The sequence below is a fragment of the Providencia sp. genome, from assembly GCF_003533305.1.
In the GTDB taxonomy this organism is placed as follows: domain Bacteria; phylum Pseudomonadota; class Gammaproteobacteria; order Enterobacterales; family Enterobacteriaceae; genus Providencia.
This window is the reverse complement of record NZ_DOEH01000010.1, coordinates 91,760-113,047: the sequence shown is the minus strand read 5'-3', so window position 1 is coordinate 113,047 and position 21,288 is coordinate 91,760. Positions and strand designations below refer to the sequence as shown.

Genomic DNA, 21,288 nt, shown 5'->3' with positions numbered 1-21,288 from the left:
TGAAATGTTGTTCTTCAAAACTTATACGAACTGAGAAATGATTGCCGAAATCGCTTGTTTAACTCTTCTTGCTTGTACATTGAGGTGCAATTTCTCATTCATTTGCACTTCTTTTTTTAACTTGTTTTTAATATTAGTCAATTCAGCCTCAAGAGAAGTTAACTCTTTCAATAAATTTGATTTTTCCTCATTGCTCATCTCATTAAACAACGAATTGTCAGAGTTATCTACTTTGTCCTCTTGTGACGAACTAAGTTTATTTTTTGAAATGTTATTGTTTCGACTGCTTTTGGTTGAGTAAGAGCCTAAAATGTAGCTCGTTTCCAATGCGAGCAACATTGAGATAAAATTTTGATACAGCTCGTAATAGTTAACGCTTGATACCTTTTTAAGCGTGAAGTCATTCAAAAACTCTATTTCGTTGCTATTCAAACCTGCAACATCAAACCATTGGCTATTATAGAAATGCTCTATAACCAGTTTTGAACTATCAGCCTGATTAATACGCTTGTCGGCTAGGCTAATCGCTATTTCTTCATTTAGCTCTAACAGCAAGATAACTGGATACGGGATCAGTGTATGGAAGAGCTTTGCTGTGCTCTTCAACTTTCCTCGGTTTGTTTGATCGATTTTAAGACTGACTTTAAGAACAGCGACCTCGATATACTCTATCGTTTCTGTAATATAAGTCGGTATATTCAAGGTTTCAGCCTTGAGAGTGTTCAGCCATTCAACGGATTGAACAACATCATTAACCAGCCTCTTATCACTACTTGATAGATCATTATTCTCTAGAATCATCCTCTTAGTAATTCTTGTGCCAAGCAATGTTGATTTTGGTAAAGCTAGATGCTCATATACCTTGTCGAATAAATTTCCACTGCGAAAATCTATGATATTACTCATTGCCTTGTTCCTATAGAATGACTATATAGCTTGCTACTTCAAAATCATTCACATTTTGAGAGCTTGACGCTGATAAAACTGTTCCACCTCGACTAAACAAGCTTGTTGCACCAATTTCTTCACTTTTACCCGCAATATTTTCAACCGCTTTACTGAGAAGATTCTGGTAATGACTCATTTTCATTCCCTTTTGCGTTCTCTTCTCAAACTCTTGATAAGCTAGTGCAGAATCTTCAATGGTTTTGAACGCTGAACCTAGTTTCTTGCATAGATCCAGAATCTGTTTGGATTGGGTAAATGAAAGTAAGATTTTTTCTTCGTCAGACACATAAACAAGATAGTAAGGGGCGAGTGAATAACTCTCTTCAACCTGAACCTTTCCTTTAGTATCTTTCAGACAGAAAATGACTCCTGATTGGATTTCATCTTTTAAACCTGCAAATTGGCTAGACTCTGACTCAAACGATTCTTTGCTAATAATTACAGGTGCAAACAACCCGAATGGAGATTGTCCTAGGGTTTCTGTGTTATCTTTTGATTTATCACTGAGGTAACTTGAGAGATCCATTCTAAAATCGTTCAGTGTTAAGTCGGTAATGGATACGCCACCTGAGATTTCTTCCAAATCAACTACAGCGTTTTGAAGCTGCTCTAGTTGCTTTCTACGATACTCTAAGTCATTCATTCCCTTGTTAAGCTTAGGATCTTGCTCGATGAGGTTCTCTTCACCCGTTGCTGAAATATCGAGTAATACCATACGCCCACTCACTCTAGCCTCTAGGTTGATATACTCATCCAACTCCATATTTGGCCAGAAGTTCACAAGTTGAATTGTGTCGTTAATCGAACCTAAACGGTCTATACGTCCAAAACGTTGAATAATACGAACGGGGTTCCAGTGAATATCGTAGTTAATCAGATAATCACAGTCCTGTAAGTTTTGGCCTTCGGAAATACAGTCCGTTGCGATGAGTATGTCTACCTCTTCCTTAAACTCTGGGAAGACTTTCTTACGTTCTTTAGATCTAGGCGAGAAATGCGTCAGTAAACTATTCAGATCAGTTTTTAACTTCTTACCATCAATGCAACGTAAGGTTGTATCTGTGCGTTGACCTGTGATTAGCGCAGAATATAAATCCAAATTTTGATAAGCCCAACTGGAAATATTTTCGTATAGATATTCTGCGGTATCAGCAAATGCCGTAAAGATAATGACTTTCTTGTTAGTGCCGTTGTATGGCTTTTTACATTTTTCAAAATATGCCTGTTTCAACATATCGAGTTTTGCATCACGCTTAGGGTCGATACTCTTTGATACACGAACAATTTCTTGCAAAAAGGCGCTATCAGCTTCTAAATCTTGTACAAACCTTACCAAATCAAGATCTTGAATTCTTACCTTGGTTTTATTCCCGATGATATAAGGAGCAAGTTCAGGCGAGTCAAACTCAAGATCATCAATCTCTTCGATAGGAGGTGCAACGAAATCTTCTGTCAGATCATAAGTCTGTGTCGGTCGGATATTAGCGTTAAAGTTATGGATTTTTGATAGTAGCACTTCAACTTGCGCTAACACTTTCTCTGACGTGAGCGTGAACGAATGGATCGAGCTTTCCATTCGTTTTAAAAGATTGATACGGATAAGGTGAGTCAAGCTTTCTTCTCGGTCTACTTGTTTGAATACACTTTTACCGCCCTTTACCTCTTGGTCATAACGCCTTGCGTATTCCGCTTTCTTATCCATTCGCACGTATTTCATAGGCGAGTAAAACGCCAGTGAGAGCCTACGAATCGTCTTATTCACTTCTTCCAACGGTGGGAACTGGTCTTGAAGATCAATTGAAGGCTTCAAGTTGATTGGTAAAAGTCTTGTCGGGAATTTACCAATGTCCTCAGTTCCGTAATATTTCTCGATATGCTTACGAGAACGAGCGATTGTATAAATATCTAGTAATTTGAAATAATCGAAATTCATCGAGTCCAAAAGATCTTTCGATGTTCGAACATCAGGGTCTTGTTCAGTCCAACGAGAAAAGCGTGATTGTGCTTGCCTTAATGTGCTCTCGATGCTGTTTATACCATAGTCAATAAGTGCTTGGTCATTTGCTTCAGTGATAAATGCCACTTGGTTCTTGAGATCGTTCAGTCGGTTGTTTACGGGCGTAGCAGAAAGCATCAAAACCTTTGTTTTTACACCTGCTTGAATAATATCTTCAAGAAGTCGTTGATAACGATTTCGTCCATCCTTTTTAGGATTATTGTTACGGAAGTTATGAGATTCATCGATCACTACAAGGTCATAATTTCCCCAATTGACCGTTTCTAAATTTATATCACCTGAATAACCAGTATCGCGACTCATATCAGTATGATTTAACACATCATAGTTGAAGCGATCACTTGCTAACAAATTACGCTTATCGTTCTGTGTATAGATGAACCAGTTATCACGCAGTTTTTTAGGACAAAGCACCAGCACTTTATCATTGCGCAATTCATAGTATTTAATGATAGCTAGAGCCTCGAACGTCTTACCTAAACCGACACTATCAGCAATGATACAACCGTTAAAATGTTCAAGTTTATCAATCGCACCCATAACCCCATCTATTTGAAATTTATATAGTTTACTCCAAATGATTGTATCTTTAAAACCTGTTTTAGTTTTTAAAATGCTATCTTCTTGAAGATCACAAACAAAGTCTTTAAATACATTATAAAGAGTAAGGAAGTAGATAAATTGCGGTGTGTTATCTGCTGTAAGTTTAGATAATTGAGCCTTTAATTGATCCTTTGCTTCGATAACTTGTCCTTTGCTACTCCATACCCGATTGAAGAAACCAAGCAATTCTTTTGCTTGTTCGGAACTAGCAATACTGATCATATCGAAACCATTAGTTTCTGTTAGACCAATTCCTTGTCCGTTGAATTGAGCACCATTAATTGCTAACGAGTTTGACGATGAAGAAACGTGCGTTATGTGTTGGTGAACTGCTCCTGCTTGTTTAACTAAACGCACAGAAATTTTTTCCTCTATCCAACAAGTAAACTCTTTTGCTATTGCTTTTTGGTTTAGCTGATTGCGAAACTTATTTTCTAGTGCAGAGCCATTAAGAGACCCAAAAGGTGAATTAATATTTAAATCATCGAAACCTTTCGCTTGAGAGAATAGCAAACGAGCTGATTCTAGTTCGTTTAAGGAGTCCTTGAGATGATCAAAAGCGTAGATAGAAAAAAGCCCAGTCATAATAGAAAGCTTATCGTTCTGTTGAATTGTATCTGTAAGTATATCGGTGACTTTGGTTGTTACGTTATCAATAAGCATAAAAATTAGATTCTCTCTATAACTAGGCCTACAGCTGTGGGTTGAGTCGCAATATTTATCATCTTGCTGAGCTCAATGCAGTAGCTCAGTTTAAGGCTGAAGGTCTTTGGAGTAACATTATCAAGCTCATCAGTATACTTGATTGACTGTAAGTGGTGTTCAGCCATAAACCTGCTACTTGGAGAAGAGACAAGAGCTTATTTTATCTCTTCTATAATTACTTTGTTCATATATAACTCAATTAGGCTTGTAGTGTTAGTTAGGATTCTAGCAAATTTATCTAAAATAACTAATCAAGAGGGCAAACGAAGGCTGATTAAGTTGAATACTTGTGGAATGAATATACCAGAGAAATAAATATACAGTGAAGCTGAGGTAAATTAGAGCAATTACATAGTGATTTGAATTTGATTGATTGAACTAGTGCAGCATAGGTTAATCCAGTTAAGAGGCCAGTCTAGGGGCACTATTCATTTTTCTATCATAATTTAAAGTAAAAGAGTTATTTGTTAGGAAATAAAATTTATCTAAGGTTGAGGTTTATCCTTAATGTACAAGGTAGGCCAATATTAGACAATTGGTGGTGGCGATAAGTAGGGCTTTTGACAATGTGGTAAGTGATGTGATGATTAGGTTCTAGATTCGGCAATACGAGCATGTAGCCAACTCTCCACTTCGCTCTTCAGCCAGCGAGAGCTACGCCCTAATTTGATAGGCTTAGGAAACTCACCATCTTGGATCAATTTATAAAACCATTTATCTGTTAGTCCGGTTAAACGGGTTATAAATTTCATATCAACGCATTGGTCATCTAATAAGGGAAGCGCTTGAGTGCTCATTATTGAACTCCTGTCTTTAAAGTTAAAAGGCAGAAGGGATATCGATAAATGTTTAGGGATATCTCTCTTCCAAAAGATATCCCCCTCATGTTTTTTATTGGTAGATTAACGGCTGCATCCAAAAGAACGCTCGCCATCATCATAATATTTTGTATGCTCTTTGGCTAAGTAACGACAGCGTTGGTTTAATTCGAATATCGAACTTTCATTGTTGGCATTATTGTTATCTAGCCAAGTAACGGCGTTATCTGGGATATGAACTAAATAACGCTCATTCACACCAATAGCACTACACCATGCCTGCTGTATTAATGCATAGAGTGTTCCTTCAGTTTTGATGAAATCACCTAGGTTCCAATAAATATCTTTATTTAATAGCAAAAGTACATGGTAATGCTTTTTGTTGTTTATCTCACCAAACTCTCTGACCCATACATAAAACAAGGGGCATGAATGGTTACGTTTCCATGCTTTATTTTTACGTTTTAGGTCAGCATCTATTTTTGCTTTTAAGGATTCGAGGAATCGTGTGATAACTCTGGAGTCGCTAAAATAAAATATATTTTCTGATGGGAATCGCAAGTCAACACGGATAGCTGTAATACGATTACAGGTTAATAGTGATTTACGAATAGTGTGGTTTATCTTCTGAATGTAATGCTCGTTGTGGGTGTTTCTAGACATGATTGATACCTTTGGTTAGTTTTATTTCATATCTAGAATGGATGTTGTTAAAAATAAGAATTCATCACTTTATAAAAATGATGAACATATGGATGAGTTAGTCAGTGACAGAGTAATGATTAATATTCTAGGTGTGGTTATGGGATAGGTTTTCTTTATTAATATAATACTATACCAACACGGCTTGGCTCTTCTCTATCTCATCACCGATGACCGCGATAGAGCGCTTTTGAACAAAGGTGAACTGATGCTTTTTCAAGTAGATCAACTCTGATATTAATTTATCTAAAGATTATCCTTCATTCTAACTATAATTTTACTATTATAGTGATATTTAGCACGTAAATCCTGTTTCTTACATGATACAAGGTAACTATAAATGCTACGTAAAATACTACGTTAATTGCTAGGTAAGGATAAAATTTCATGATAAAAATTGACGATGATTACTTAGGTTACAGGCAGATATATGCAATAGAGTTTTATTTGTTAAAAAATAAAATCGTAATAGATCAAAACTTTAATATTGGTCATTTCACTGATAATAGAAAAGGAAAGTCTAATCGTGATCTGTTAGATGAAATAAAATTGTATATGTCAGAAAGAAATACTTTTTTAAATTTTGAAAATTGTTTGTCTTGTTATAAAGAAAATTTAATTGAAATTGGAAAAATAAAATCTTTAAAGAATGAGCGAATTTTACTTATAGTAATGAACTATTTAATGATATTTTATAATGAAAAACTAAAAGAGAATGAAAATAATCACCAAATAATGACAATGAGTAGTTATTCTCCATTTGACCTTGATGAGATGATAGGGAGCGATTCTTTATTGAAATATGTAATTTGTTTTATTGACTATATTTGTATGATGGTGAGTAAAAGCAATTTTGAATTTTTGTTTTTGGATTTTTTAAATAAAAGTATGTCATATGTTGATAAATATAAAGATGTATTTTCATTTATTAATAAAACCGATGATTCATTAGATTGGTTGATTAAGAGAATGGTGAAAGAAGATGTGGAGGTTTCTCGCGATATAGCTCTTTTGATAAGGAATGAAAAATGGAAGGTAATTAACTCTTGCTTTGATTACTGGGCAATCACTTCAAATCCTAAACACGTGGATTATTTTCTTTCCAGAACAAGAAAGGCATGGAGTCAAAAGAAATTCCGTGATGGCGTTAAAGGTAAAGAGGTATTGAATACCTATATATCTAAAGAATCAAAGTTAAAATTAAAAAAAATAGCAAAGCTTCATAATAAAAATATTAATGAAATTATTGAAGCTATGATTGAGCAAATTGACTTACCAGAGGAACCATTAAAAAAGCTAATATTGACAGCTAAAAAGGCAAATTAAAAACACTACAGATATATATTATTAACTTGAATAGCCACAATGATTTTTCAAGGATGTAATATGAACCTACAACCCGAATTAGGAAGGGTGATATCCGCCTTTCCTGCTTCATTTAAAAATCTGTTTTTCAACCAACTCAATCACCTAATCAACTATTCCCCCACCATTGGTCTAATGGGTAAAACGGGTGCAGGAAAATCCAGTCTTATCAACGCATTATTCCAATCGCCCTTATCGCCAGTGAGTGATGTTTCAGGCTGTACACGGCAGGCTCAGCGCTTCAGTATAACTATGAACAATCACACGCTTACCTTTATAGATTTACCCGGTGTAGGTGAAAGTCTTGAGCGTGATAAAGAGTATCACCAGCTCTATCATAACTTATTGCCAGAACTGGATTTAATCATTTGGGTACTCAAAGCGGATGACAGAGCATGGTCTTCGGATGAACAGTGTTATCGCTTTCTCACTGAGCAATGCGGTTATCAACCTAAGAGATTTCTATTTGTGCTGAACCAAGCCGACAAGATAGAGCCCTGTCGCCAGTGGGATGAAGTGTGCCAGCAACCATCCTCTGAGCAAGTAGCTAACTTGGAATTGAAGCAACAAGCTGTGATAACAGCATTCAAGCCGCACCACCCTGTGATGACAGTCTCTGCGGTAGAAGGTTTTCAACTCACTGAATTAGCAGAGCAACTCATACAGGCGTTACCAGCGCAAGCCAGTAGCGGGGTAGCCAGGCAACTGAACCTCCCTTATCGAACGCAATCTGTAGAAACTTCGGCACGTAATGATTTTGGGCAATGCGTCAGTGATATCGTCGATACGCTGATAGACATCCTTCCCCTACCTGTCTTGATAAAAAGCACGATTGGTACAGTCAAAAACAGCATCGTCTCCGTCGCTAAATCCCTGTGGAGCCTGTTCTTTTAGCTTATTAAATTAACGCAACATTGATGACATCTAGCGCCAGTCCTTAACGGGATTGGCGCTTTTTATTTCTTTTTATTGGAGTATCAACTTATGAACAACACAACTGAATCTGCTATCACAATGGAAATAGTCACTGATGAACAACGCCTTGATTTTTGGTTCAACCATTTTGGTGCAGTCAAAGGCTGGGCCACCTTTGAAGTGGTTATCTTCACCACGATGGGCCAATTCTGCGATGAGTATCATGGCGGTTACTGGGAGTACGGCTCACTCAATAATGGCGGTGCCTTTATCTACCCCGATATCAACGCAGACACCTTAACCCTATTCAACATGCACAACGGCAATAAAGCCACCGTGAGCCAAGAGGCGGCAGGCATTGCTGTGTGTCTGATCTTGTACAGCATCTGGTCATTCCAAACAGAAAGCGAAGTCATGTGCGACCGCTTTTATCAGTTGCGTGACTACGCTTCACAACATCCCGAATCCGCTGCCATTTTCCACTTAATTGATTAATCAGGAATCTATCATGAGTTTATTAGCTTCGCGTTTTGGCTCTGCCAACAGTATTCGCCGTGACCGTCCACTCACCATCGAAGAGTTATTCCGTACTGTACCGAGTGTGTTTTCTGAAGAGAAGCACGATTCACGCAGTGAACGATATACTTATATTCCTACCATTACCTTACTCGATAGCCTGCAAAAAGAAGGCTTTTATCCGTTCTTTGCTTGCCAGACCCGTGTACGGGATATCAGTCGTCGAGAGCACACCAAGCATATGTTACGGCTTCGACGCCATGACCAAATTACGGGAATACAAGTCCCTGAAATTATTTTGCTCAATAGCCATGATGGCTCAAGTAGCTATCAAATGTTACCGGGACTCTTTAGAGCCGTGTGCTCTAACGGTTTGGTGTGCGGTGATGTGTTAGGTGAAGTACGTGTGTCCCATAAAGGGGATGTGGTGGGTAAAGTAATTGAAGGGGCATATGAGGTACTCGATACGTTTGAGCAAGTGGCTGAAAAACGCGAAAGTATGCAATCATTATTGTTACCTCCACCCGCCCAGCAAGCCTTTGCTGAAGCGGCTTTGACCTACCGCTTTGGTGAAGCGTTCCAGCCCGTCACACGAGAGCAAGTTCTACAGCCCCGACGCGTTGAAGATAAGAAAGAAGACCTCTGGACAGTGTACCAACGTCTACAAGAAAACCTGATTAAAGGAGGATTATCAGGCAGAACCGCAAAAGGTAAACGCGCTCGCACTCGTTCGGTTAATGGGATTGATGGTGATATCAAACTCAATAAAGCCTTATGGGTGATGGCAGATACCTTATTTAACCAACTCACTCCCCGCCACCCCAACTAATTTTCCCGCCCTGACAGGTTGTGTCGTTACGCCTTACATTCTTATCGTTCAAATAAAAAGCATAACGTTATTTATCAATGAATTACTTATAGTGATTTTTCATTAAAATGCCTAATGAGAATTTTTCCCAACAGACATAACCTGTCAATCCCCTAAGTTAAACTCCCTCACTCCTGTAATTTCTAATTGTCCGTTATTGAGAGCAATACGTTATGTTTCAGACCAACCGAAAATATGACCGCATGGCTGTGCGACTCTCTGCGCTGATTGCTCGCTTAATGGCGGGCGAAAGCCTTGTGCTCTCAAGTTTAGTTCAAGAGTTCAACGTTTCTGAACGCACGTTACAACGGGATTTACGTGAACGCTTGGCTTATCTGGGTGTAGAAGGTCGGCAAGGTTGTTATCGCTTGCCTATCAATACGCTAAAAGCTTATCGAGACAAAGATGTTCTTACCTTTGTGAAACAGATTGGAATGACTCGGTTGTTTCCAGGGCTAGACAGCCGCTTACTCGGGTTACTGTTAACCCAGCAGCCCCATTCACCTTGTTTGATTTGGCATCACGCCCATAAGATTTCGGCTCTACATGCCGACCATTTCTATCAATTGGTGTATGCCATTACCAGTAAGCAATCTATTAGCTTACTTACGCCTGAGCGTCGTTTTAATCCACTACAACCTTATCAACTGATTTACCGTGAAGGTCAGTGGTATTTATTGGCGGAATACCACCAGCAAGTGCATGTCTTGTTGTTAGAGGATATCCAGCAAGTTCAACCACTCAATATCCCTTTCACACCAAAACACGCAGTGATGCAACTGTCACAACAAAACAGTTTTATCGCTGCCTTACCGCATTTTCGATTGATATCACAAGTACTTACCTCTCTTCCATCACACAAAGAAAGGAGCCGACCATGACGTTATTAACCCCACCAGCATCGCATCCCACACATTGCCCCCACTGTTCTTCTGAGCAAGACATTATTGCATGGGGCACGGGCTGGATGTGCCGCGATTGCGGTCATGAATGGGAAATGCCCATTCAAAGTCACCCTCACACCGTGAATTCATCATCACATAAGGAAGCTTAAAAATATGAACACCGTTTCACACTTACAACTGGGTTTAGAACGGATCGCTATCGTTATCAGTATCTTGTTATGCCTTTGGATCACAGGGGTATTGCTAACACATTTCCAGCTTATCGCCCTCATCATGAACCCGTATGGGATCACATTGATGTACTTCGTTTTATATCTTTTGGCTTTGGTTATCCCACAACTTTTGGCGCAATTGGGCTTATGGGTTTTGAGTGCCTTTAAAGGGATTGATTATAAAATCCATTTCAACCCCAAATTAATTGCCATTATCTCGTCCATCATTATCGGATTAGCCCTCTCTAGCCTACTGAGTATCATGTCATCCGGTTGGCTATACGGTTTTACTGAAGGTATCGCCACCACGATATTACTGGTTGATTTGCTTATCGCCACTGGCACTGCCTTTTATCTTCATCGGCGAATTCGTCACTGGATTTCAGTGCGACTAAACCGTCAGTCATCACATTAACCATGATCAGCCATTTTTGTTGTGAGTGCCTTATTCACCAGATAACCACCGAATACGCCATATCAGGGAAAACCAAGCACCCATTAGACGGTGTTCATCAAGCGTCAATCTGACGTTTCTATTTATGTTGATAGGAATTTATAATGAAAAAATATGTATTCGTAACTGCATTAGCCTCACTGTGGTTAATGACATCACCCGCCTCTGCCACCAGCCAGCCCCCTAAAAATACCATTTGGGAGTATAAAGGTGATGGCGGTAAAACCTTATGGCAAGTGTGTGGAAGCCAAAATAGTACCTGTAGGATTGTGGGCTCAACCAAGCATTATGTTGCTGTACTAAATCATAAATCCGCATCAGGTTGTGCATTTGGTGATTTTTATATCGTGGCAAGAACTGACGGAAATTGGCAACAACGCGATACGGGCACTTGTAGCCCTAACGCTTATGTCCAAAAAGGAACCATTAATAATGGACAGTACTCTTCGGTCGATATTGGTGTTGGCGGGACGATTGTAGCCCGTTACCCCATTGGATATTGGAGTATGCAAAAAGAGTTCTCAGGCAAGAACCGACCGCGCTGGAAAGAAAAAGACCGTACTAAAGGTGGATTGCAAACCAACCAACAATAAATAACATTCTCGCTACCGTCACTTGCGGTAGCGAGGACGATATAAGATAACAAAAGGTAATGTAATGAATAAGATAAAAAGCCTATTTGCGATAGGGCTATTGGCAGTTAGTGCATTTAGTTTCGCTGAAGAGCAACAGCGTTATGCGAGCATCACACATACCAGCTCAAACTTTATTAACCAAGGCTACTGTGGTTATTCATTTACCCTCGATAATGGCGGTAACCATATGGTTCTAGACCATGCGGAGTTTGGTGCGCTTGAGATAACCTTGAGAATGAAAGATAGGCAAGGAAAAGTATTAGGGGATACGGTACTGGAAGTGGAACCTTTTGGCGATTCTAGCGCCACTCGTGCCACCTTTGCTGGATTAGAAATACCTTGTGAGGATGTCGCTGAGTTTCAAGTGGTTAAAGCGGTGGAAGATCAGAATGGTCATAAGGTTGAATTACCGCTATCGATTTTTGAGGCTAATAACCCAGAGTTGGCTAAGATATCGGTGGCAGGGGGAAAATAATGTTCACTAGCTCAGATTTGATCTGGCATAGTGGGGACGAAAAAATAAATCTAACCTGACTGGCTACTCTGTGCTAAAGCGGACGTTGCTAACAAGAGTCTGAGTTGATCAACGGGGATCAGGTCAGACACGTTATTTGTTAAATAGCGTTCATGTGAAAGTGCTTCACCTTTGGTGGCAAATTGCTTGCGAACTCGTTTGCAGTTTGCCCCAAATAGATAACACTCACTAAGCCTCTTTCCTGATGGGGGCTTACGAACGGTCATTCTGTTTAGTCTTAATGAGTAAATCCCGAATTTTCGCAAGGTTTGAATTTTCGGGGACTGAATCCATGTACGGATCTCGCTCAAACACTAATTGCTCAGACTCAGCGAAAGCCTGCCATTCGAATGGGTCTAGCTCAAATTCTATCGCAGACATATCACTTTCATCTTCCCCCTCGATCCAGCGGACTAAATAAAACAATTCATCATCAGGAGAATCATCATCGTCATCAACAATATCAACGTCGGTTACAGTGATGCGCAGGGCGGGATCGATTTTTGAGACATAAATCCCTAACTGCGGCATAGATGGAATATTGCTCATGAAAATTTCCTTTATTAGTGTTTGCTATTTGAATAAAAATACGCCAAACAGAGCGCTTACTGTGAACACGGCAAGAATCGTTGTAAGTACCCCACTTAGACGTCGTATTCTCTTTTAGAGATCCTCTTGTATATGATTATGTTACCTGAAAACGAACTTCCGTTCATCGCTCAGACCAGACTGTCAGGTTTAATAGTGTTGTTCTACCTATGAACCTTATCAGTTTAAGTCTGAGCAAATACATTGATGTTACCGTCGTTCAAGGTTGTTGTGGATAGCTTGAATTTCTTCTTTCAAACTTCCACCACAATAAACCATAGAGGTATCATATCGTTCATACTTAGCTTCACGAGATGCGCTAAACCAATTGAAAGAGCCAATGCAGAGTAAATTATCATCTCCGATAACAATTTTACTATGAACTCGTCGCACTAGCTTTGTAGCAATGCCATAAGAATCTAATTGTTCCAAGGCATTATGAAGATTGACTTCTCTTTCTTTACGTTTTTCAGGATCAGAGTGGTGGATATTGTAATTTCTATCGGTGATCACTTTTACTTGGATACCCTTAGCTGCTGCTTGAGCCATTGAATCAATGAATCCAGTTTGTTCAAGTTTTTGCAAATTTAGCCAAGGGGATATAATGGTAATATGTTTTTCAGTGTTAATAATTGTTTGATTTAAAAAGTCATCGTGCTCTTTCACACCGTGGAGCGTGTATATTTGGGTATTCGATTTTTGTAAGTCTTGCCTTTCTTTGTGTTCGAAATGTAAGGCATTCCTTTCCTCTAAGAATAAGTATTTGGCAAGTAATCCCCTTGGTGAAGAAGGGGGTTGGATTTCAAATAAATCCATATCGCCAAAAACGAGAAAACTATCTTTAGCGCGTGAAACGGCAACATTCAGCATGCTGTTATCACTATCGATAAAACCGCCATCTTCATGTTTTGAATATACAGGGGAAAATATAACAATAGTTCTTTCTGCACCTTGAAGTGAGTGAACAGTACCAACAGTGAGGGCTCCTTCACTAGTTCCAGTAGTAATTCCTTGTTTACTAAGAGCATCTTTAATAGTTGAAACTTGAGCACTGAATGGCGTTACTATTCCAACTATTTGCTGAATAGGTTTTCCATAATGATTTTCAATACGTTGTTGATTTTCTATTAACCAAGCTGAAATAATTTCTGCTTCTAATCGATTGAAACGGCTTCCCGTATTTCTTTGCTCACCTTTTCCATCGACATGGAGATAGCCCATTGCTGGGAATAAATGGTTTTCACTATTACCTCTTTTGGGTAGTAATTTCCCTTGATAGCAAAGCTCATTACAGTAATCGATGATATTATCAAAGCAGCGTCGGTGCTCGTAAAGATACATGCCTCTCTCTAAATCGGAGTCATAATGGTAGCGTGAAGACAATTGTGCAATTTTCATTACACTACCAGAAGCTGAACACTTTCCGAGTTCGGTGATTGAGTCATATTCTGCATTGATTTGTTCTTGTGTATTTTCACCCAGAATTTTTTCTTCCAACATGTTTCCGGAGTCAATGGCTCGAGTGATATTCCATATTGGAGGTATTTGTGCAGTATCGCCAATAACAAGTGCTTTTTTAGCAAATGCGAAGGAGGCTCCAGCAACTTCAGGTAGTACTTGACCGGCCTCATCGACAATGAGTAAATCAGCAATATTATATGCGTAGCCTCTTTCATGCTTTTTTTGCCCTTTATTTGCGGGTAAAAGCATATAGTTAGGTAACATATAGCAAGTCATTACCACACATGGCGTTAACATCATTTTACGTTGCCAGTGACGTTCTATTGTTTTAAGCCCGTTTTTTCCTTTCTCCTTGTTAAGTTCATCGATATTGAGTACATCAATGAGCCAACGACCTTCCCAATAATGAGTGGTTAGCAAAAATAGAGGAAATCTGATTTGTGTGTCAGCCAGTTCATCAATTTGTAACAAGCTTGGTTCTTCACTCTGTTCATATCTAAGTTCAGAAGCAATGGTGAGCCACTTTGCCAATATCTCTTTTTCTTGCTGGATAATTTGATGTATGTAATTAATTTGTTGTTGATAATTCTTTTGTTTTTGCTCTTCACTATCGAGCAATTTTTTAATTAAACTATCAATAACATTGATTTCAATTGGTTCTTTTTCAATGTCGAAGCCATCTAATTTATCAGCAAGGAACAGCTTAACTTGGTAGTAACGCTTTTTTCCGACTGGTGGAAGCCATGAAAATAATGAAATAAATAGAGATTCATTCGCTCTATACTTATCCCATTCTACCGAAGCAATTTTTAACCTATCTATTTTAGATTGTGTTTTTGATAGTAATAGGGTCTGGTCATTAAGATAAGAGTTTATATCATCGGATACTTGGGCGATTTTTCCTCGAGTTTCTTGTAGAGAATCCCAAGTTTGCTTTATCTCAATTAACTTATTGGACTGCTTGGAGAGTTGTTCATGTAACAACGCGATAACTTTTTCAGGGGATGAACAATCTTTATTGGGGAATGCCAATTTGGCTTTATTTAAATAAAAATCTAGTGCGCTTTCAATATATTCTTTAGATTCTATTTCTTTAAAAAACTCGTCAGTCTGGTACTTATTGATTGCTTCTGCTTTCTTGGTACTTGAAGGGAAATAAGCACCAAAACTTTTAATATTTGGCAGCCAGCGACCTGACATAGCGCCATTTCCTTCGGAAAAGTCCTTTCCAAATGCTTCGATAATATTTGTGACTGCTTGGTTATTGGTAGAAGTCGCAAGTACAATTGGTGGATTTGTTTGTTCGAGCGCAGCTTTAGTCCAAAGTGTTGCAATAATGGATAAAAGTAAAGTCGTTTTTCCTGTGCCGGGAGGACCGTTGACTGCTAAAATATCGCCGTCATTGGCATTAAGAAAATGACCTAGTGCATCTCGCTGAGCCAGCGCTAAAGGGAACTTATCCCCAGAATGACCTAATCGATAAGTAAAGGTATCTTCAGTCGAAATTAATGGCTCGATTTCAGGAGAAGTGAAGTTAGCAAACCGCTCAAATAATGGGACTTCTTTCTTATTTACAAGTAAGTGGTCATAAAGAGAAAGAATATGAGTACTAGCGCCTTTAGGTTCTACTTTTTTTAGTATATATCCGTATTCGGCAAGTTCATACTGTTCGTGAGTGTTTATCCAAGAGTCAGCGATACTATTTAATAGTTTAGATGAGTCATCTAAATATAATTTCCATCCTTGGAAATAGCCTTCATATCTTTTCTCTTTTTCTTCTTCAATTTCTTCTGTTTCTAAATGAGATTCATCATAATGCATAGATGATGATGTATTCGTCGTTTTATATTTATCATACTCAGATATTTCACCAATAGAGAATGAACCATGAGATAGCGGTTCAAGTAGATCTCTAGGAATGACGGAAGTTGATGTTGGAAATAAAAAACCTTCTCGATTTATTTTTGCTAGTGTCACAAGCGGGGTGACAAATGTTGGATTGCCAGCAAAGCGCTCTTTTCCATGTTGTATTAACCGCATAAAAACTTTTGGGCGTAAAATAACATCTACGGTGTTTACATCATCTTTTTCATCGGAAAAAAAACGCTCAGTAATAATGTCATCAAGGCGACCTGATGAAACACTTTCCCACTTAGTCAAATTATTCGTGTCTCGTTTTTCTAGAGCCCCTTTTCCTGACTCCGCATCAGCTAGTGAATTTCGCCAATAAGAGGCTAATTTTAGATAGTTATCATCCATTTCCTGTCCTAAAAATAATAATATTTAATTGATTATAATAAGATAAATTTATATATAGAGAGTTATTCTCCATACTCACAGGATAACTTCAATATAAAATTTAACTTAGTTTTAATTCTTGATGAGAGGTCTAGATGCAGAGTTAGTTATCTGATAGCTTATAAGATTGTGCTGTTCTATCTGCATCACAATTACTTGTATTAGATAACCATCAGAAAAAGTAAGAATTTCATCTGTTGGTACATGCGTTGGTATAAATAATTTTATACTTTTATATTTTAATTTAGATCATGAGGTTAAGTATTATGTGCGAGTCCGGCCTTCGCACTGAAATCTCAGAAATCAGCATATTTTCTAAACCTTAAAATTTGATATATAAGGCTTATCTAGAATTTAACCGTCAAACTCATTTTGTTGTTATTTATTCGTTTTAATGGATTAGATTTTTCCTGCTGAGATGGAATTCATTTTGATAGTATAATTGGATAACTTCCTGATAAATGGGGAGTCATCAAAGAGGCTAAGTGTGTTTATTATAAAGTGAAAATGCACACTGCTCATGTATTTTGTATTAATCCCTAGCCAGTTGAAATATAAAATAGATTTTTTAGTTAAATAATAATCACTTATTAATTTTTATTATCTGATGGTGACATTAATAACCGCGCTTTAATTCGCATCCGGCTTGTTGGTAACGTTGTTGAATTTCATTGGGTAATGCACTGTCGCTAATAATCGTTTTAATGCAGGATAAGGTTGCGACGGCATGGGGCTCAAAGGTATCAAACTTGGAGTGATCGGCGAGCAGAATAACTTCTCGTGAGCGTGCGATGAGCTGACGTTTTACACCGACTTCAAACATGGTGGCATTGGTAATGCCCATTTCGATTGATAGGGCATCGCAGGACATAAATACACGGTCAACTGCAAATGCATTTAACATTTCTAATGCTAAACTTTCTCCCACAGTGAAATAACCGGGTCTGATTAATCCGCCAATAATATAGCTTTCTATATTGGCAAATGCGCCCAATTGATTGGCGATTTTTATATCATTGCAAATCACTTTTACCTTAATATCATTAAGGCTTTTGGCTAATTCGAGACAGGTTGAGCCTGAATCAAGAAAAAAGCAATCTCCCTCATGAATTAACTCTCGGGCAATTAAGGCAATTTCTCGTTTAGCTTTACAGTTTAATGAGCGCCTAACATCGAATTGAGATTCTTTATCTGCCGTACTGTCATCGAAATCAAGGCGACCATGAGTTCGCGTCATTCCTGGGTAGTGTTCCGCAATATATTGAAAATCTCGACGAACAGTGGCTTCTGCGCAATCAAATAGCTCAACAGCTTGTTGAGTAGAAAGTTCGCGACATTTCCAAAGGTAATGCAGCATTTGTTGGATCCGATCCGATTTATACAGGCTCATAGACTGTTTCCTTTCGAATTTAATGTCTTAATTGGTCTAATGTTAGTGTTGAGTTCTCGGATGAAAACAGCGCTCTTCCTACCACTAAGTGTTTTGCACCCGCGGCTTTTAATAATGAAATGTTATCAAAACCGACTCCACCATCAGCCCAGCATTCCAGTTGTGGTAATAACTGTGCAACTTGTTGAATTTTATCCACCATAGCTGGAATAAATTGTTGGTTTTGACCATCAGGCTCACTTGTCATGATCATCACTGCATCAAGTGTTTTATATAGATATTGATAAGGTGCAATTGGTGTGGCTGGATTGAGGGATAATCCTACTTTCGCGCCCATATTTTTTATTTCAGTAATAATTTCTGATGGATTTTGAACGCTTTCGGGGTGAAAAAAAATCCACTTGGGATGAAATGGAATGAGTTCTCTTATCCAAACTAGTGGCTGAGATACCATTAAATGAACGGATGTCGCTTGTTTTGTGGTGAGAGAGATAGCCTTTATTGTTTTGATTCCAAAGGTGATATTGCTGATAAAATTGCCATCTTCAATATCTAAGTGTAGTGAGCCGATATTTTCATTGGCAAGTTTATCAACAGCGGCTCCTAGCCAAAGGGGATCAGCTGAAGCTAAAGACGGGTGTAGGATCATAATTATTTCCTTATGTATAAATCAATGTGCATTTAAGAGCATGAAAACCTCATTGGCCGTTTTAGCGAGACGAATTTCATCTAGCAAGATTGGGTTATCAATAATTTGAGTAATATGTTGTATTAATCGAATATGATCATCACTGTGTGTGGCACAAACACTGATTAATAACCATACAGGGTCGCAATCTTCATGACCAAAAACCACCGGATGACGAAGGGTGGCCAGCGTAACTTGATTATAAATAGCACCTTGTTCTGGCCTTGCATGTGGCATTGCAATACCGGGAGCAATCAGATAATAGGGCCCCCAGCTTTTGGTATTATCAATGATGCCTTGTAAATATCGTGGCTCAGCAGCGCCGTGAGTGATTAAAGGTTCACAGGCAATGGTGAGCGCTTCTTGCCAATTATCAGCAAGTTGGTTGGTTTGGATCCATTTGGCATCGTCAATCATTGGTTATTGACTCCTTTAAGGTTCGGTATATGCTAATTAACGAGGAGCCGCCTACCTTTTGGCGAAGATTGCGGCCCCTAGTATTATTCTTCTAGGAGATAAGTTTTTTGCTTATCTCCTTTTTATTGCCTGATGGCATGGACTTTTTCCATAAACCTCTCCACTCTTGATTGATCAACAAAGTTGGCAAAAATACCGTCTTTTTTGAAGGTTGTTGCGGTAACACATCCGTCAGCGATACTGAGCTGTTCTTCGACATTTTCAAGACAAACCCCGGTGTTGGCGAAAACGACGGTATTGGGTACCGTATCTTTAACTTGCTTTAGAATGGCACTATCTGTTTTTGCGCCTGCTGTTAATCCTGAAACACATAAAGCATCAGGTTTATTGTTGAAAACGGTAGATTTTGCAATGGAGCAAATGTCTCGACCACCAAGATAAACGGCGGCTTCAGGGACAATATTGAACAGCGTTTTTACACCACTGGCACCAATACGATGTTGATGACGAATAGTTTCTCCTACGTTGGTATTCCATACGCCAAAATCACTTGCATAAGCGCCGGTAAAAATCTCACGAATAAATTTGGCGCCTGTTGCCATGGCTAAATCAAAGGAAGCCACGGGATCCCAAAGTACGTTAACACCAAAAGGTACGCGTATTTCCCCCATTAGCTGACCGATAATTCGTGCCATTGCCGCAGTTGTTTCGGGTTTTACTTTAGTGAGATACGGCAAGCTGAATTCATTCGAAAACATAATGGCGTCTACTCCTCCATTTTGTAACGCCATTAGGTCGTCATAAGCTCTGTCTAGTACCCATTGCATATTATGTTGGGCATTAAAATCTGGGTCACCGGGGAGCGCGCGTAAGTGACACATCGCGATCACGGCTTTTTCAGTGCCAATAACTTCCTTTAACCAACTCATTTTGATGCTCCTTATTCAGGTAATTCACGATTACGTAAGAAAATGACGACGCAGGCGACAATTCCCACTGTCACGACGACGCCAATAAGACCAAATGACATTAATTCATAGATAGACCAACCGAACATGTTTCCGACGGATAATGCGCTAATCTGAGAGCCATTCTCAGCAAAATTGAAGCCCCCGTTACGCGCCATTTCAGTGAAGAAAGGGGCAAATTGGCTTGCGATTAGTAAAACGGTACTCATGACAATCACACCACTGATTAAGGTACGTAATAAGTCACCACGATGTATTACGGTTGCCATACAGATAAAGAACGGAGCAACAGGTAAATCAGCAAGAGGGAGGACATTATTCAGCGGTAAAATGCTGGCTAATATCAACATAATAGGAATAAGAATAAGGCCAACCGCAATGGTCGTCGGGTGTCCAAGTGTGACGGCGGTGTCTAAACCAATATAAACTTCACGGTCATGAAAGTGCTTTTGAAAAAATTTACGAGCGCCTTCTGAGATAGGGATTAATCCTTCAACAATTAAGCGGATCATTCGAGGAAAGAGAACCATAATCGCGGCCACTGTAATTACGAGAGTCGCACAACCTTTAAAGTCTTCTCCGGCAGCAAGTCCAAATAGTAAGCCTAGTACCACCCCAATAATGACGGGGTCGCCTACCATGCCGTAGCGTTTTTGGATTGATTGCGCGTCGACATTCCTACCTTTTAAGAAAGGAATTTTTTCATAGATTGAATCAAGTAGAACAAAGAGTGGGACAGAGCTAGAGCCATACCCTTGCGGAATCGAAATACCTTCTAAACCGACGATGGCTTGGACACGTTTTGCTGTCCAGTCTGCCATTTTTAAGGACAGCATCGCGTGACACATTGCTGCGATGATACCGTAGCTCAAGCTTCCTGTAGCAAGTTGTACTACTGTACCGGTGATTGCGTAATGCCAGTAGTTGTAGATATCGACATTCATTGTTTTCGTTAGACGAGTAAACAATAAGCCGATATTCAGTAGAAAGATGATTGGAATAATCATCGCGCCAATTGCTGTTGCATATCCCACCCCTGATGCGGGGCCTGCACCAACATCTAAGACGTGTAATGTTAAACCGAAACGTTCAATCATGATTTTGATAGGGGGGCTTAGGCTATCGATTGCCATGACAATCACCAGCCCCATACCGACAAAACCAATCCCCACTGTAACGCCTGCTTTAATAGCTTGTAGCAATGGGATGCGAAATATTAATCCAATCACTATCATGACGATTGGGACAAATACAGTACCGCCTAGAGAAAGTATATAATCAAACATAACGCCACCTTTTAG

19 protein-coding genes and 1 pseudogene are annotated in these 21,288 nt (G+C 39.0%); 8 read left to right on the top strand and 12 right to left on the bottom strand.

The features are described 5' to 3' along the window. Positions 1-21: 21 nt before the first annotated feature. The 4 genes from DD649_RS04580 to DD649_RS04565 form a co-directional block, all read right to left on the bottom strand. On the bottom strand, positions 22-906 hold the full coding sequence (locus DD649_RS04580; RefSeq protein WP_294104083.1) for a DUF4391 domain-containing protein: 885 nt from the start codon (positions 904-906) through the stop codon (positions 22-24). A gap of 10 nt (positions 907-916) precedes the next feature. Continuing rightward, on the bottom strand, positions 917-4,231 hold the full coding sequence (locus DD649_RS04575; protein ID WP_294104080.1) for a helicase-related protein: 3,315 nt from the start codon (positions 4,229-4,231) through the stop codon (positions 917-919). Positions 4,232-4,860: 629 nt separating this feature from the next. Continuing rightward, on the bottom strand, positions 4,861-5,070 hold the full coding sequence (locus DD649_RS04570; RefSeq protein WP_294104078.1) for an AlpA family phage regulatory protein: 210 nt from the start codon (positions 5,068-5,070) through the stop codon (positions 4,861-4,863). A 105-nt stretch (positions 5,071-5,175) separates the two neighbouring features. Then, positions 5,176-5,754 carry an inovirus Gp2 family protein gene (locus tag DD649_RS04565; RefSeq protein ID WP_294104076.1) on the bottom strand — a complete coding sequence of 193 codons (579 nt, stop codon included), beginning with the start codon at positions 5,752-5,754 and terminating at the stop codon, positions 5,176-5,178. A gap of 426 nt (positions 5,755-6,180) precedes the next feature. On the opposite strand from DD649_RS04565, the gene DD649_RS04560 reads away from it, so the two are divergent. The 8 genes from DD649_RS04560 (at position 6,181) to DD649_RS04520 (ending at position 12,138) form a co-directional block, all read left to right on the top strand. Then, positions 6,181-7,119 (top strand): hypothetical protein, encoded by a 939-nt coding sequence (locus DD649_RS04560; RefSeq protein ID WP_294104074.1) that lies wholly within the window; start codon positions 6,181-6,183, stop codon positions 7,117-7,119. A gap of 60 nt (positions 7,120-7,179) precedes the next feature. Then, positions 7,180-8,052, top strand: coding sequence for a GTPase (locus DD649_RS04555; RefSeq protein ID WP_294104072.1), 873 nt, complete (start codon positions 7,180-7,182; stop codon positions 8,050-8,052). A gap of 90 nt (positions 8,053-8,142) precedes the next feature. After that, positions 8,143-8,568, top strand: a complete 426-nt coding sequence (locus DD649_RS04550) for an antirestriction protein (protein ID WP_294104070.1) — start codon at positions 8,143-8,145, stop codon at positions 8,566-8,568. A 13-nt stretch (positions 8,569-8,581) separates the two neighbouring features. Beyond that, positions 8,582-9,418, top strand: a complete 837-nt coding sequence (locus tag DD649_RS04545) for a DUF932 domain-containing protein (RefSeq protein WP_294104068.1) — start codon at positions 8,582-8,584, stop codon at positions 9,416-9,418. Between the two features lie 212 nt (positions 9,419-9,630). Continuing rightward, positions 9,631-10,338, top strand: a complete 708-nt coding sequence (locus DD649_RS04540) for a WYL domain-containing protein (protein ID WP_017827630.1) — start codon at positions 9,631-9,633, stop codon at positions 10,336-10,338. A gap of 177 nt (positions 10,339-10,515) precedes the next feature. Next, a complete protein-coding gene (locus DD649_RS04530; protein WP_017827628.1) occupies positions 10,516-10,989 on the top strand; it encodes a hypothetical protein in 474 nt (157 codons plus the stop codon). A gap of 143 nt (positions 10,990-11,132) precedes the next feature. Continuing rightward, positions 11,133-11,621 carry a hypothetical protein gene (locus DD649_RS04525; RefSeq protein WP_164526516.1) on the top strand — a complete coding sequence of 163 codons (489 nt, stop codon included), beginning with the start codon at positions 11,133-11,135 and terminating at the stop codon, positions 11,619-11,621. Positions 11,622-11,685: 64 nt separating this feature from the next. Next, a complete protein-coding gene (locus DD649_RS04520; protein WP_294104052.1) occupies positions 11,686-12,138 on the top strand; it encodes an IrmA family protein in 453 nt (150 codons plus the stop codon). A gap of 134 nt (positions 12,139-12,272) precedes the next feature. Here DD649_RS04520 and DD649_RS04515 read toward each other — a convergent pair. From DD649_RS04515 to sgcC, 8 genes and pseudogenes are all read right to left on the bottom strand, one after another. Then, a pseudogene (locus DD649_RS04515) lies at positions 12,273-12,404 on the bottom strand (site-specific integrase); the annotation flags it as partial. Further along, positions 12,391-12,726, bottom strand: a complete 336-nt coding sequence (locus tag DD649_RS04510) for a hypothetical protein (protein WP_294104050.1) — start codon at positions 12,724-12,726, stop codon at positions 12,391-12,393. The pseudogene DD649_RS04515 and the gene DD649_RS04510, both read right to left, overlap by 14 nt. 249 nt (positions 12,727-12,975) lie before the next feature. Beyond that, positions 12,976-16,485 carry an AAA domain-containing protein gene (locus DD649_RS04505; RefSeq protein WP_294104048.1) on the bottom strand — a complete coding sequence of 1,170 codons (3,510 nt, stop codon included), beginning with the start codon at positions 16,483-16,485 and terminating at the stop codon, positions 12,976-12,978. A 655-nt stretch (positions 16,486-17,140) separates the two neighbouring features. Beyond that, on the bottom strand, positions 17,141-17,914 hold the full coding sequence (locus DD649_RS04500) for a DeoR/GlpR family DNA-binding transcription regulator (protein WP_294104047.1): 774 nt from the start codon (positions 17,912-17,914) through the stop codon (positions 17,141-17,143). Positions 17,915-17,933: 19 nt separating this feature from the next. Further along, the gene (locus DD649_RS04495) at positions 17,934-18,563 is read right to left on the bottom strand and encodes an epimerase (protein WP_294104426.1); all 630 of its coding nucleotides are present in this window, start codon (positions 18,561-18,563) and stop codon (positions 17,934-17,936) included. A gap of 21 nt (positions 18,564-18,584) precedes the next feature. Continuing rightward, on the bottom strand, positions 18,585-19,019 hold the full coding sequence (locus DD649_RS04490; RefSeq protein WP_336429271.1) for a PTS sugar transporter subunit IIA: 435 nt from the start codon (positions 19,017-19,019) through the stop codon (positions 18,585-18,587). Positions 19,020-19,141: 122 nt separating this feature from the next. Then, entirely contained in the window at positions 19,142-19,948 is an 807-nt protein-coding gene (locus DD649_RS04485; protein WP_294104046.1) for a BtpA/SgcQ family protein, read from the bottom strand. An 11-nt stretch (positions 19,949-19,959) separates the two neighbouring features. Continuing rightward, positions 19,960-21,273, bottom strand: a complete 1,314-nt coding sequence (sgcC, locus tag DD649_RS04480; RefSeq protein ID WP_294104045.1) for a PTS sugar transporter subunit IIC SgcC — start codon at positions 21,271-21,273, stop codon at positions 19,960-19,962. Positions 21,274-21,288: the final 15 nt, after the last annotated feature.